This is a genomic window from Pseudarthrobacter sp. MDT1-56, from assembly GCF_059383555.1.
The window spans coordinates 1-12,168 of record NZ_JBWZCK010000016.1; the positions used below are offsets into that span (position 1 = coordinate 1).

The window sequence follows — 12,168 nt, forward strand, 5'->3', positions numbered from 1 at the left end:
GGATGACGGGTACCGGAACACCACGGAGTTCCTGCGGGCGCGGTTGCGGATCAGCGCCGCCGAGGCCCGGCGCCGGTTGTCCCTGGCCGAATGTCTTCTGCCGCGCCAGGGATTCACCGGTGAGCCCCTGCCGCCGGTCCACGGGGAACTCGGCTCAGCGGTCGCTGCCGGCGAGGTCGCGTCCCGGGCCGCGACGATCATTACTTTGGCGCTGGACCGTGTCCGGCACGTCTGCGATGCCGAGGCGACCGCCGGGATGGAGCACGCGCTGACGCGCACCGCGGCGGAGAACGACCCTGATTNACTGGATCAGGACGGCGCCGAGCCCTCCGAGGAACTCCTGCGCCAGCTCCAGGGCGCCTTCATCCGCAAACCCCGCCACGGCCTCCAGCACCTGGAGATCTTCGCGACCGCCGAACAGTTCGAACACCTCCTCACCGTCATGAATACCGCCACCAACCCCCGCACCAGCGGACTCCCTGGGGACCCCGCGGAGGGCCCGGATGCCATGGCGGCTCCTCTCGAATCGGATGCTGCCGCAGCGGACGGCGCCGGACAGTCCGGTACTGCAGCGGACGTACCCCTTGACCTGCGCACGCGCCCGCAGAAACACCTCGACGGCCTCGTCGGCGCCGCCAAGGTCGCCCTCGCCGCCGGCACTCTGCCCGCGGCCGGAGGACTCCGGCCCCAGGTCATGGTCACCATCGACTACCGCGACCTGCTCGCCCGGCTCGGACACATCGACGGGGCCGGCGACGGGGACGGGGACGTCCAAAGCACCGCCGGCGGTCCCTTCCGCCCGGGAGCCACGACGGAGCACACCGGAAACCTGACCTTCACCGGACCCGTCACCGCCTCCACGGTCCGGAAGATCGCCTGCGACGCGGACATCATCCCCGTCCTGCTCGGCAGCGAAGGCCGGATCCTGGACATCGGCCGCACCTCACGGGTCTTCCCGCCGCACATCCGCAAAGCACTCACCGCCCGCGACCAGGGCTGCGCGTTCCCCGGCTGCACCATCCCCGCGCCCTGGTGCGAAGCGCACCACATCGACTACTGGTCCCGCGGCGGCACGACCGGAACAGAGAAGGGCGTACTTCTCTGTTCCCATCACCACCACGTGATTCACAAAGAACACTGGACCATCCAGGTCCGCACCGGCATCCCCTGGTTCATCCCGCCCCCACACCTCGACCCACGCCAAAAACCCCGACGCAACTACTACTTCCGCCCCGCAGACCTCCGCACCGCAGCCTGACGGGTCCAGCTCGGCCGCAACACTGCGGTGGCGAGTGACGCCGCAGTCGGGGAGCCTGCAGGACAGCGCAGCTATTGACCGATGCCGTCACCGGCACGGATACACGCCGACGACGCCACCGGCCGGCGGGTGCGGCTGGCAGGGTCGGTGACGTCGGCGTCGGCGTCGGCGTCGGCCGAGTTGGGACTACCGGTTGATAGGCGGCGGTGCCAGCGGGAACAGCGCCGTTCCGGCGGCAGAGGTGTCGGCGGACATTTCCCAGACTCGCCGCAGCGCGCAGAACTTCCACCAGTGGTGTTTCAAGACCTCCGGGTTGGCGCGCAAGGGGCGGACTTCCGTCTCACCGATCGCAACCGCAAGCAGGATCGGCGATTCACCGTGCTGCCAGGCTTCCCACTCCCCCGCCACCGGGTCCACGAGGCTTTCCTCGGCCTTCATGCCGGCCACGAGCTGCATGACCACCTTGTCATCCAGCGGTTTGACGGTGCCGTCACGGCTGGTGCCCTTGGTCTTGTAGTCAATGAGGCAGGTCCGGCCGTTGATCTTGGCAACAAGATCCAGGGTGCCGGCGTAGCCGACGGTCTTGTTCCAGACGGTAATTTCCGGGGCGATCGGCTCCACCTGGAACAGTTCCCACCACTCGTCGAAGCGGGCCGCGAACCCTTCCTCACCGTTAGCGGCGAGGGCTTCGCGGGTTTCCTTCATCTGGTGCGGACGGCCCAGGGCACGCAGGGCCACCTGTTCGCAGTAGTTGTGCACCCGATCCCCGCGCTTCGCGGCGTCGTCGCGGTAGGTCTCCGCGGCCTTGGCCGCGCGGCTCACCGCCTGGCGCACCTTGGCCGGGCTGCCCAGAATGCCGGGCAGGGTCGGATCCTGGGCGAGGCTGTTGGCGCCCATGTACCCAAACCAGCCGTCCAGGCCGTGGGGCTGCTGGCCGATCACCGTGGTGATGGACGGCACGGAGAACTGCTCCGAGGTGGACCGGGCATACATCCGGCCGTAGTCCGTGGCGTGGGCAAGAAGTGGGGCGGTCATGGCAAGACTCTTTCACGGGGCTCTGACAATGGGGCAAACAGCGGGCCGGCTGCGCTAACAACAATGGTCCGCCCCGCTCGGTGAGCGGAACGGACCATTTCTTGGGTGGGCGATACTGGGTTCGAACCAGTGACCTCTTCGGTGTGAACGAAGCGCGCTACCACTGCGCCAATCGCCCCAATGCCATTGAATGCTAGCCCACCCCGGCGGAATTTAGAAATCGGAGCCCTGCATTCTGCGTATGTCCCCGAATGCGTCCTCCACTGGGGTGCCGGAGAGCCGCAGCAGGCGCCCGGGGCGGTCCGGAAGCTGCCCCGAAAACCAGGACTAATTACAGAGCTGTAATTATCAAGAACCGCTAGAACTCAAGGATGCAGCGGTCAGGGCGCCCGCCGTCGTCGTCTCGATTTGTAAGTTCCCTGAACCTCCTATAGAGTTCTTACTCGTTGGAACGCGAGGAAATGCCGATTGCGGCGGGGAATTGCAGACAATAATGCGGACGTAGCTCAGCTGGTAGAGCACCACCTTGCCAAGGTGGATGTCGCGAGTTCGAATCTCGTCGTCCGCTCGCAGGACACTGTCACGGTAAGGTTCTTCGGAATCCTATCTACACGGTGGGTTGGCCGAGAGGCGAGGCAGCGGCCTGCAAAGCCGTATACACGGGTTCGAATCCCGTACCCACCTCGGTGAAAACCCTGGTTTCCGGTTTCGGTCGGATGCAAGGGGCGATTGGCGCAGCGGTAGCGCGCTTCCCTGACACGGAAGAGGTCACTGGTTCGATCCCAGTATCGCCCACCAAAGTAAGGCAACTTGCTTGATGCAGTACCACCGGCCCCGCCGGCATGGACTAAAATGCGGACGTAGCTCAGCTGGTAGAGCACCACCTTGCCAAGGTGGATGTCGCGAGTTCGAATCTCGTCGTCCGCTCTCTTCATGACAACTCCACTCCGGATTCTTCCGGTTGCGGGCGATTGGCGCAGCGGTAGCGCGCTTCCCTGACACGGAAGAGGTCACTGGTTCGATCCCAGTATCGCCCACCACAAGAGCAGCTCCCCCGGGGCTGCTCTTTTTTGTGCTCTGCCCCCTCGGCCCCTGCGGGCCGATATACCCTGTGCACCCGACCAGGCCCCTTTTACCCTGTGGGCGGACACCCTTGGCACCCCCGGTACCTCCCGCTAGGGTGGTAAGCGCAAGGAGCGATCTGGCTCCGCGACCGAAGGGAGGTGCCCGTGGGTTTACTTGACGATCTAAAGGGCAAGGCTCAGAAAGTGATTGGTGGCAACGAACAAGCCATCAAGAACGGCATCGAAAAGGCCGGCGATTTCGTCGACACCAAGACCGGCGGAAAGCACGCCCACAAGATCGATGCCGCGCAGCGAGGCGCTTCCGACTTCGTGGACAAGGCGAACGACCGGCCGAGTACGCCGCCGGTCGCCCAGCAGAATCCCGTTGCCGGAGAGCCCCCCGTTCCCGGGGAACCCCGCCAGCCTGGCCTCTGACCCAGATACGTCAGCGAGGTGCCGGTCCCGCCGAGAGGTGGCGCCGGCACCTCCGGCGTTTAACAGCGCTTAACGGCGGCCGTCAGGAGGGTTCGTGGTTCTGGCCTTCGCGGGCCAGGGCGGTGAGCCTGGAGACGGCGCGGAAGTACTTCTTCATGTACCCGCCGGTCATCATTTCCTCGGTGAAGAGCTGGTCGAACGGCACACCGCTGGCCAGGATGGGCACGTCTTTGTCGTAAAGCCGGTCCGCGAGCACCACGAAACGCAGCGCCACGGCCTGTTCGGTGATGGTGTGGACGTTCTTCCAGACCACACCCTCGATCCCGTCAAGCATCTGGCGGTAACGGCTCGGGTGGACCCCGGCCAGGTGGTTGATCAGGGTACTGAACTCGTCGCGGGCCACGGTCTTGCCATGGAACTCATTCTGCATGTGGTGCGTCAGCTGCTCGTTCGGCAGCGGCTGCGGCGCGGCGGGCAGGCCGCGGTGGCGGAAGTCCTCGCCGTCGATCCGGACCACGTCGAACTGGTCCGCCAGCACCTGGATTTCCCGGGCGAAGTCGACGGCGGCAAACCGGCCGTCGCCCAGGGAACCCGGCAGGGTGTTGGAGGTGGCCGCGAGCTTGACGCCGGCGTCGGCCAGTTCGCGCATGAGGCGGGACATCAGCACCGTGTCGCCCGGATCATCGAGCTCGAATTCGTCGATGCAGACCAGCTTGTAGTGGCTCAGGGCCTCGACCGTCTTGCGGAAGGACAGCGCCCCGACAAGGTTGGTGTATTCGACGAAGGTGCCAAATGCCTTGGGTCCGGGGGCGGCGTGCCACAGCGAGGCGAGCAGGTGGGTCTTGCCGACGCCGAAGCCGCCGTCGAGGTAAATCCCGGCGCGGGACATGTCCTTCTTGCCGAAGAGGCGCTTGAAGAGCCCGTCGCTGTCGCGCGCACCAACGTTGGCCGCAAATCCCTCCAGCGCCCTGACCGCGGTGGCCTGGCTGGGCTGCGCCGGATCCGGCCGGTAGCTGGAAAACGAAACCTCACCGAAGCGCGGCGACGGATAAAACCCGTTGAGGAGTTCATCCACTGAAACTGCCGGGGTGCGGGCGGCGAGCTGTTCGATCTGTACCAAGGTGGTCCGTTCTGCTGGTCTCTTGTCCCCAGAAAGAATACCGGCAATGCGCGGGCCCGCCCGTCGGCACACGTGGGGCGGGTGGACATCACGTGACCAAGACCATATTTCCGAGTGTGAACCGGGTGGGGCAATCCCGGCGGGGCGTGGCTAGTGTTGGAGAAGGCCCGGCGCCGCGCTCGATCCTTCCATGGCCCGGACTCCTGACCGTTTCAGTGAAAGGCCATCACAATGCCCTACCCCGTTGAGCAGAACGAGAAGTTCGCCGCCTACGCCCACCCCGAACGGCTTGTGTCCACCGACTGGCTGGCCGCCGCGATCGTCACCGGCGCGCTCTCCGACGGCAAGCTCGTAGTGGTGGAGTCCGACGAGGACGTGCTGCTCTACGAGATGGGCCACATCCCGGGCGCCGTGAAGGTCGACTGGCACACGGACCTGAATGATGAGGTCACCCGCGACTACGTCGACGGCGCAGCATTCGCCGCCCTCGCCGCGGCCAAGGGGATCTCCCGCGACAGCACCGTCGTCATATATGGCGACAAATCCAACTGGTGGGCGGCCTACGCCCTGTGGGTTTTCGAGCTCTTCGGCCATGAGGACGTCCGGCTGCTCGACGGCGGCCGGGACAAGTGGATCGCGGAAGGCCGCGCCCTCACCACGGACAAGCCCGTGATCAGCCCCGGCGAGTACCCCGTCGTCGAGCGCGACGACGCCCCGATCCGCGCCTTCAAGGAAGACGTGCTGGCCCACTTCGGCAAGCCGCTCATCGATGTCCGCTCCACCGAGGAGTACACCGGCCAGCGCACGCACATGCCCGCCTACCCCGAGGAAGGCGCCCTGCGCGGCGGACACATCCCCACCGCGGCCTCCATCCCGTGGGCCCGGGCGGCCGCCGAGGACGGCACTTACCGGTCCCGCCCCGAACTTGAGGCGCTGTACCTGGGCGAGGCCGGGCTGAAGGCAGGCGACGACGTCGTGGCGTACTGCCGCATCGGCGAGCGTTCCAGCCACACCTGGTTCGCCCTCAAGTACCTGCTGGGCTTCGACTCGGTCCGCAACTACGACGGGTCCTGGACCGAATGGGGCAACGCCGTCCGCGTCCCGATCGTCAAGGGCACCGAACGCGGCACGGTCCCGGCCGCCAGGTAGGCCGGCCGCCACCGGGCCCCGGGCGGGACACAATCGCCGCGCGTGCGTAAGCTGGAAGAGATGAATACTGCTGCCCTCCCCACCGCACTGGCGGAAATTGTTGACGACTTCCAAGCCGTCACCGAACCCGAACGGCTCCAGCTGCTGCTCGAGTTCTCCCGTGAACTCCCGGAGCTCCCGGACCGGCTCAAGGACCACCCGGAGCTGATGGAGCAGGTGGTCGAGTGCCAGTCGCCGCTGTTCCTGACCATCGAAACGGAACAGTCCGACGGCGGCGCTGCCGACACCGTCCGGCTCTACTTCAAGGCACCGGCCGAAGCTCCCACCACGCGCGGCTTCGCGAGCGTGCTGCACGAGGGCCTCGACGGGCTGAGCCCGGCAGAGATCCTGGCCGTTCCGGACGACATGCCGGAACTGCTGGGCCTCACCCGGGCCATCACTCCGCTGCGGATGCGCGGGATGACCGCCATGCTGGGGCGGATCAAGCGCAAGGTTGCTGCCCTCCCGCAGCAGTCCTGACCGCCACCCGGACACCCAAGCACCCAAGCACTCAGGCAGAATGGCACGCAGGCAGGCTTCGCAGGGAACCCCGGCCACCGCAGCACTGGCGGCCGCCGGGGTTCCTTTCGTTGCCCACCCCTACAGCCATGACCCGGCGGCCGCCAGCTACGGACTGGAGGCCGCGGAGGTGCTCGGCGTCGATCCGGCCCGGGTGTTCAAAACCCTGATGGTCGACGTCGACGGCCGGCTTGCCGTCGGCGTCGTGCCCGTGAGCGGGAACCTGGACCTCAAGGCGATGGCGGCCGCACTGGGCGGCAAAAAGGCCACCATGGCGGACCCGGCAGCCGCAGAGCGCCGCACCGGCTACGTGCTGGGCGGCATCTCACCGCTGGGACAGCGGCAGCCCTCCCCCACAGTTGTGGATGACAGTGCCCTGGGCCTGGACACCATCCTGGTGTCGGGCGGGCGGCGCGGACTGGACATCGAACTGAGCCCGGCCGAACTGATCCGCCTCACAGCGGCGCACACGGCGCGGATCGGCACCGGCAGGAACTAACCGGGTCCCGACGCACCGGGAAATGCCGCACAGCAACGCTATCGACGAAAGCCGCCGTGGCGTGTCAGCTCGGAGAAACGGGCGCCTCGGGCGTCGGTTCCCCGAGGTCAGGTGCCTCCAAAGCAGGTGCCTCCGGAGCAGGTGCCTCCGGATCCTGCTGGCCCGGATTCGGGCGGGGCGCAAGCTGCTGCCCCAGCCAGGCCGCCACCAGCCGCTCCCAGCGCTCCGGATCCACGTTCCATTCCTTGGTATGCCTTGCGCCGTCGAACATCTCAAAGGTGACCATCTCGGGGTTCTTCTCGGCCAGGGCAGCGGACGGGCCATACGGCACGTATTCGTCATCCACGCTGTGGATGATCAGCGTGGGCGTCCGCAGTTCAACCGCACGGGACACCCAATCCATGGCCTTCAGGTCCACCGGGGCGGCGAGGCCGGTCAGCCGCCGGCCCAGCCTGTGGCTCATCATCAGCTGCCCGTACCGGCCCACCGCGGACGGGATCCGGTTGAGCTCGGCGTGGTGTGCCAGCACGTTCACCCAGTTGATGACCGGGGCGTCAAGCACCATGGCCCGGATCAGGTGGTGATAACGCGACAAGTCGGCGGTCTGGAGGCAGATGGCGCCGCCCATGGACCAGCCAAAGAGCACCACTTCACGGGCGCCCTGTTCCAGGGCAAATCCGATGGCTGCCTCAACGTCGCGCCACTCGGTGGAGCCCAGTCCGTAGCGTCCGTCCTGCGCCGAGGGCGCCAGGCCGTCGTTGCGGTAGGTGATCAGCAGGCTGGACATGCCCAGTTCCCGCGCCGTCCGGACCGCCCGCAGGCATTCCTGCCGGCTCGCGCCGCGGCCGTGCACCATGATCGCCCAGATGCCGGATTCCTGCGGTGCCCGGACCAGCCACGCCGGGGCGGTCCCGCCGTCGACGTCGATGTCCACGTCTTCCGACGGCAGGCCGATGCTGGCAGGATTCGGGTGGGCGGCTCCGCTCCAGTATCCGCGGCGCGTCGCGCTGAGGTCGCCGCTGTAGACGGCCTCGACTTCGCGCTGCACGGTGCGCTCTGCCGGCGAATAGGAGACGATCCGGCCGATCCGGGCGTGTCCCCGGCCGCCGTCAAAGAACAATCCGTAGACGCCCTCGACCGTCGCTTCGGGCGTGGCGGCAAGGATGACCTGCAGCCGGTGCCCGCCCCGGATCACTGCGAGAACCTCCTGGTCCTCTTCGCGAACCCGGGCGGGCGTGATCACGCGGCGGGCGAAGTAGAGGGCTAGGGCGGAAGAACCGGCAGCGAGCAGCCCGGCCGCGGCGCTGCCGCCGATGATGCCGCCCAGGGCCCACTTGGCACTGCCCGGGACCGAAACTTCGCTGGCGGAGTCCGCGACGGCGCGGGCAGCTTTTCCACGGACGGTGGGGATCAGCTGCGGGTCCGGCAGGAGGCGTGAGGAAGAAGCCATGGCACCATTCTTACCGAACTCACCGCCCAGAGTGGCATCCGCGGGCGTCAGGGGCCACCGGCGGCGGGCACACGGGCTCCAATCCGTGCGGGCCCACCGGCGCGCGACTAGGCTGGGGGGCATGAGTGATCCAATCGTCATCCTGACAGAAGAGCCCCTGGGCGCGGACGACCGCGTCAACATCGAAACCCTGCTCGCCGGGGGTGATGCACCGCTGGTGGTCCTGGTTCCGGCCAGCACGGAGCGGCACCTCCTGGTGGATTTCCTGGAGAACCTGTCCCTGCTGGAAATCTCCAAGGCTTTCCGTGAACTGACGGCACACTCCGACCCGGCCGGGGAACGCGCCGAAGCCGCTGAAACCCTTGCCGCTTCCCTCGCGGCCCTGGCCGGACTCGGCGGCGGGGTCACCGGCGAAATCGTCGACGGCAAGGCCGTCGACGGCATGGTCGCCAAGGTGAAGGAACTCGGCGCCGGGCAGGCCGTGGTGATCACCCGCCCGCACGCCGTCGCGGATACCTTCCACACTGACTGGGCCACCAAGGCCCAGGACAAGCTGGGCCTGCCGGTCCTGCATCTGTACGCCGGATCGGGATTTATCGGGGACTCCTGAGCGTTGTTGAGGCTATGAGCATCTTTAGTAACAGGCCCAAAGTCACGCCCGTCGCCGCCCCCACCGGGTCCGATGCCGACGGCGCCACAGAACGCCAGGCCGCACCGCTTGGCACCTCGCCGGCTGAAAAGACCGACGAGCAGTGGCGCCAGGAACTGACCCCGGAGGAGTACCGCGTGCTCCGCCAGGCCGGCACCGAGCGGCCCTACACCGGCGAGTACTGGGATACCCACACCGCGGGGGTGTACCAGTGCCGTGCCTGCGGCACGGAACTGTTCACCAGCCAGGAAAAGTTCGACTCGCACTGCGGGTGGCCCTCCTTCTGGGCCCCGCTCGCGGAAGGCACGGTCAGGTACATCCACGACCGCACCCTGGGGATGGAACGCGTGGAAGTCCGTTGTGGCAACTGTGATTCGCATCTGGGCCACGTCTTCGAGGGCGAGGGCTACGGAACCCCGACTGACCAGCGCTACTGCATCAATTCCGTCTCACTGAAGCTGGTCTCGACGGACGACGCCGGCCAGTAGCCTGGCGCCGGGCTGAATCACAGCGAGGACCCCCGTCTGGAGCCGCAACAGCGGCGCCGGCGGGGGTCCTCTGCATTGCGGGGGCCAGCCCTGCCGGCGCTGGAGCTGGCCCGGGCCGCGCAACCCACTTGCCACAGACTTTCTTATGCTCAGGCAGATTTTGCATTAGGGTTCCTGTTTGCTTGCTACGCTCGTTTTAATCACTGACGAGCGACGCTCCCAGCACACAGAAAGGCGCCCGCTGATGACCACCACCGCTATCACCACCACTGCCCCGATCTCGGCCAGCTCCCCGGAATGGCTGCAGCTCAAGGTTGCCGCCACCGCCTTGCAGGCACTCCAGGTTCAGGACGGCTCCGTTCCGGAGACCGCCAACCACGAGGCGGCCGCCGGGTATGTCCGCACGATCTCGGCGGCCATCGAGGCCCTGGCTCCGGCCTTTCCGCACGACGCCGACTACCTCACCCTGCTGATGGCGGATTTCGGCCGCTGGGCTGACGGCGGCTTCGGCGTTCCCGACTTCCTGGACTCCCTGCAGGCGTTCCAGCCGCAGCAGCACCGGGTGAACGGCCTGCGGCACCTCGTGGTCTTCCCGATGTACACCCAGAACGGCAGCAGCAACCGCCTGGTCGAGGCCGTGCTGATCGAGGTCATCTGGCCCGAGTTCATCGCCGGCCTGGAGGAGGGCGAATACTCCAACAAGCTCTTCGTCCCGATCCGGTTCCTCGACTTCACCCCCGGCTACAACACCAACTCCGCGGTGCTGTTCCCGGAAACCGTCGCCGTCCGCGAAACCCCCACCTTCACCTGGGGCGCCATCTTCGCCGACCGCGAGGCGGCCCGTTTCCGCCGTGTGCTCCGCGCCGCCGCGGACATCACCTCGCTGCAGCTGCCGGCAGACGCCGCCAGCCTGCTCGAGGACCAGGAGCTGACCCAGGAAACCTTCGTTATGTGGGACCTCATCCACGACCGCACCCACATGCGCGGCGACCTGCCCTTCGATCCGTTCATGATCAAGCAGCGCATGCCGTACTTCCTCTACTCCCTCGAGGAACTGCGCTGCGACCTGACCGCCTTCCGCGAGTCCGTGAAGATTGAAAAGGACGAGGACGCCGCTCCCGAGGCCCGCCGGCACGCCAAGCTGGTCCAGTACGCCGTCATCTTCGACCGGATCTTCCGCTTCGCCATCACCGGCAGCCGGGTCCGCAACTACGACGGCCTCGGCGGCCAGCTGCTTTTCGCCTGGATGCACCAGCACCATGTCCTGCACTGGACCGACAGCAAGCTCAGCATCGACTGGGACGGGGCCGCCGACGTCGTGGTTGAACTCGGTGCCAGGATCGAGGAACTCTACTGGCGCTCGATCGATCGGCCCAAGATGGCGCACTGGCTGGCCGCCTATCAGCTGATCTCCGGCACCGTTACGCCCAACCCGGCCTCCGTCTGGGCCAAGGGTCCGGACGCGCTGCCGCTGGCAGGCCCGCCGCGCGGCCTCACCGACCAGGTGCTCGACGACGAGTTCCCGCTCTCGATGTTCTACGAGGCACTCGAGAAGAAGATGCGCCCCGTCATCGAGTCCACGGCCGGCATCACCGGCACATCCGACACGGGCTCCCCCGCCCGCGCAGCAGCCGGCGCGGCAACGACCGTCATGAACGCCGGATGATTGCCGGACGCCCCCTGAACGTTGTGGTCACGGGCGGCAGCGGCCCTTCGGGGATCGCCGCCGCCCGCGCCCTGCGAAACGCCGGGCACACTGTCTTCACCGTGGGCTCAGACCAGCCCCGGATTGAGGGTGCCGCCGCAGAGGCCGGCAGCGGCGTCACGCCGCTGGTGTGCGACCTCGCGGACCTCGCGGAGGTCCGGTCGCTGTACACCACGGTGCATGCCCGGCTGGGCGAAACGGGCGGGTCGGTCGACGGCGTCATCCACCTGGTCGGCGGCTGGCGGGGCGCCAAGGGCATCACGGACCAGAGCGACGATGACTGGGAATTCCTGGAACGCGGCGCCATCACGACGCTGCGGAACGTCACGCGGGTCTTCTACGACGACCTCGCCGCCTCGGCCGCCGGGCGCTTCGCCATGGTCTCCTCCACCGCCGCGGGCAAGCCGACGGCGGGCGGCGCCAGCTACGCGGCCGCCAAGGCCGCCGCCGAAGCCTGGACCCTGGCCGTCGCCGACGGCTTCCACCGCGGTCAGGCGGGCCTTAAGCAGGACCCCGTGGAACAGCGCAGCGCCGCGGTGATCTTCGTGGTGAAAGCCCTCGTGGACGCGGCCATGCGGGCGAAGTCCCCGGAACGCAACTTTCCCGGATTCACCGATGTGGAGGAACTGGCGGCTGCCGCCGTCGGGCTCTTCACCTCCCCCGCGGCGGAGCTGAACGCCCGGCGGCTGCCGCTCAGCCCGGAGTCCAGGCCCTGAGCCTGAACCCTGTGCTTAGCCCCGGGGACCGGACCTCCTTAG

General features: G+C 67.4%; 12 protein-coding genes and 6 tRNA genes. 14 read left to right on the forward strand and 4 right to left on the reverse strand.

The features are described from left to right. Positions 1 to 43 precede the first annotated feature (43 nt). Complete coding sequence (locus tag AC50YC_RS18225) at positions 44 to 1,258, forward strand: HNH endonuclease (protein ID WP_494954746.1); 1,215 nt, start codon at positions 44 to 46, stop codon at positions 1,256 to 1,258. 186 nt (positions 1,259 to 1,444) lie between these two features. On the opposite strand, the gene AC50YC_RS18230 is transcribed toward AC50YC_RS18225, so the two are convergent. Then, on the reverse strand, positions 1,445 to 2,293 hold the full coding sequence (locus AC50YC_RS18230) for a cytochrome (protein WP_494954705.1): 849 nt from the start codon (positions 2,291 to 2,293) through the stop codon (positions 1,445 to 1,447). A gap of 106 nt (positions 2,294 to 2,399) precedes the next feature. After that, positions 2,400 to 2,471: transfer RNA gene (locus AC50YC_RS18235), tRNA-Val, on the reverse strand. Between the two features lie 317 nt (positions 2,472 to 2,788). On the opposite strand from AC50YC_RS18235, the gene AC50YC_RS18240 reads away from it, so the two are divergent. The 6 genes from AC50YC_RS18240 (at position 2,789) to AC50YC_RS18265 (ending at position 3,792) form a co-directional block, all read left to right on the forward strand. Further along, positions 2,789 to 2,861 (forward strand) — tRNA-Gly (locus AC50YC_RS18240). 45 nt (positions 2,862 to 2,906) lie between these two features. Continuing rightward, positions 2,907 to 2,977, forward strand: a tRNA-Cys gene (locus AC50YC_RS18245). 39 nt (positions 2,978 to 3,016) lie between these two features. Then, a tRNA-Val gene (locus tag AC50YC_RS18250) sits at positions 3,017 to 3,091 on the forward strand. 56 nt (positions 3,092 to 3,147) lie between these two features. Beyond that, positions 3,148 to 3,220: transfer RNA gene (locus AC50YC_RS18255), tRNA-Gly, on the forward strand. 38 nt (positions 3,221 to 3,258) lie between these two features. Next, positions 3,259 to 3,333 (forward strand) — tRNA-Val (locus tag AC50YC_RS18260). 189 nt (positions 3,334 to 3,522) lie between these two features. Continuing rightward, a complete protein-coding gene (locus tag AC50YC_RS18265) occupies positions 3,523 to 3,792 on the forward strand; it encodes an antitoxin (RefSeq protein ID WP_494954706.1) in 270 nt (89 codons plus the stop codon). 82 nt (positions 3,793 to 3,874) lie between these two features. Here the strand turns inward: AC50YC_RS18265 and zapE are convergent, their stop codons facing one another. Then, the gene (zapE, locus tag AC50YC_RS18270) at positions 3,875 to 4,912 is read right to left on the reverse strand and encodes a cell division protein ZapE (protein ID WP_494954707.1); all 1,038 of its coding nucleotides are present in this window, start codon (positions 4,910 to 4,912) and stop codon (positions 3,875 to 3,877) included. Between the two features lie 231 nt (positions 4,913 to 5,143). On the opposite strand from zapE, the gene AC50YC_RS18275 reads away from it, so the two are divergent. From AC50YC_RS18275 to ybaK, 3 genes are read left to right on the forward strand one after another with little or no spacing between them, the layout of a single operon-like run. Continuing rightward, entirely contained in the window at positions 5,144 to 6,061 is a 918-nt protein-coding gene (locus tag AC50YC_RS18275) for a sulfurtransferase (protein WP_494954708.1), read from the forward strand. A 60-nt stretch (positions 6,062 to 6,121) separates the two neighbouring features. Further along, a complete protein-coding gene (locus tag AC50YC_RS18280) occupies positions 6,122 to 6,580 on the forward strand; it encodes a SufE family protein (protein WP_494954709.1) in 459 nt (152 codons plus the stop codon). Positions 6,581 to 6,620: 40 nt separating this feature from the next. After that, a complete protein-coding gene (ybaK, locus tag AC50YC_RS18285; RefSeq protein WP_494954710.1) occupies positions 6,621 to 7,118 on the forward strand; it encodes a Cys-tRNA(Pro) deacylase in 498 nt (165 codons plus the stop codon). Between the two features lie 64 nt (positions 7,119 to 7,182). On the opposite strand, the gene AC50YC_RS18290 is transcribed toward ybaK, so the two are convergent. Then, positions 7,183 to 8,568: an alpha/beta hydrolase family protein gene (locus tag AC50YC_RS18290; protein ID WP_494954711.1), complete on the reverse strand. Its 1,386-nt coding sequence runs from the start codon at positions 8,566 to 8,568 to the stop codon at positions 7,183 to 7,185. Between the two features lie 121 nt (positions 8,569 to 8,689). Here AC50YC_RS18290 and AC50YC_RS18295 point away from each other — a divergent pair, with 121 nt between their 5' ends. From AC50YC_RS18295 to AC50YC_RS18310, 4 genes are all read left to right on the forward strand, one after another. Beyond that, the gene (locus AC50YC_RS18295; RefSeq protein WP_494954712.1) at positions 8,690 to 9,178 is read left to right on the forward strand and encodes a hypothetical protein; all 489 of its coding nucleotides are present in this window, start codon (positions 8,690 to 8,692) and stop codon (positions 9,176 to 9,178) included. 14 nt (positions 9,179 to 9,192) lie between these two features. Beyond that, positions 9,193 to 9,705 (forward strand): peptide-methionine (R)-S-oxide reductase MsrB, encoded by a 513-nt coding sequence (gene msrB, locus AC50YC_RS18300; protein ID WP_494954713.1) that lies wholly within the window; start codon positions 9,193 to 9,195, stop codon positions 9,703 to 9,705. Between the two features lie 244 nt (positions 9,706 to 9,949). Then, positions 9,950 to 11,371 (forward strand): DUF6421 family protein, encoded by a 1,422-nt coding sequence (locus AC50YC_RS18305; protein ID WP_494954714.1) that lies wholly within the window; start codon positions 9,950 to 9,952, stop codon positions 11,369 to 11,371. Further along, positions 11,368 to 12,126, forward strand: a complete 759-nt coding sequence (locus AC50YC_RS18310) for an SDR family oxidoreductase (protein ID WP_494954715.1) — start codon at positions 11,368 to 11,370, stop codon at positions 12,124 to 12,126. The genes AC50YC_RS18305 and AC50YC_RS18310 overlap by 4 nt, the downstream gene beginning before the upstream one ends. The last annotated feature ends 42 nt before the right edge of the window (positions 12,127 to 12,168 follow it).

Bases quoted from the DNA above. Each gene is read 5' to 3' on its own strand.
- AC50YC_RS18230 (WP_494954705.1), bottom strand. From the start codon at position 2,293: ATGACCGCCCCACTTCTTGCCCACGCCACGGACTACGGCCGGATGTAT.
- AC50YC_RS18275 (WP_494954708.1), top strand. From the start codon at position 5,144: ATGCCCTACCCCGTTGAGCAGAACGAGAAGTTCGCCGCCTACGCCCAC.
- AC50YC_RS18280 (WP_494954709.1), top strand. From the start codon at position 6,122: ATGAATACTGCTGCCCTCCCCACCGCACTGGCGGAAATTGTTGACGAC.
- ybaK (WP_494954710.1), top strand. From the start codon at position 6,621: ATGGCACGCAGGCAGGCTTCGCAGGGAACCCCGGCCACCGCAGCACTG.
- AC50YC_RS18290 (WP_494954711.1), bottom strand. From the start codon at position 8,568: ATGGCTTCTTCCTCACGCCTCCTGCCGGACCCGCAGCTGATCCCCACC.
- AC50YC_RS18295 (WP_494954712.1), top strand. From the start codon at position 8,690: ATGAGTGATCCAATCGTCATCCTGACAGAAGAGCCCCTGGGCGCGGAC.
- msrB (WP_494954713.1), top strand. From the start codon at position 9,193: ATGAGCATCTTTAGTAACAGGCCCAAAGTCACGCCCGTCGCCGCCCCC.
- AC50YC_RS18305 (WP_494954714.1), top strand. From the start codon at position 9,950: ATGACCACCACCGCTATCACCACCACTGCCCCGATCTCGGCCAGCTCC.
- AC50YC_RS18310 (WP_494954715.1), top strand. From the start codon at position 11,368: ATGATTGCCGGACGCCCCCTGAACGTTGTGGTCACGGGCGGCAGCGGC.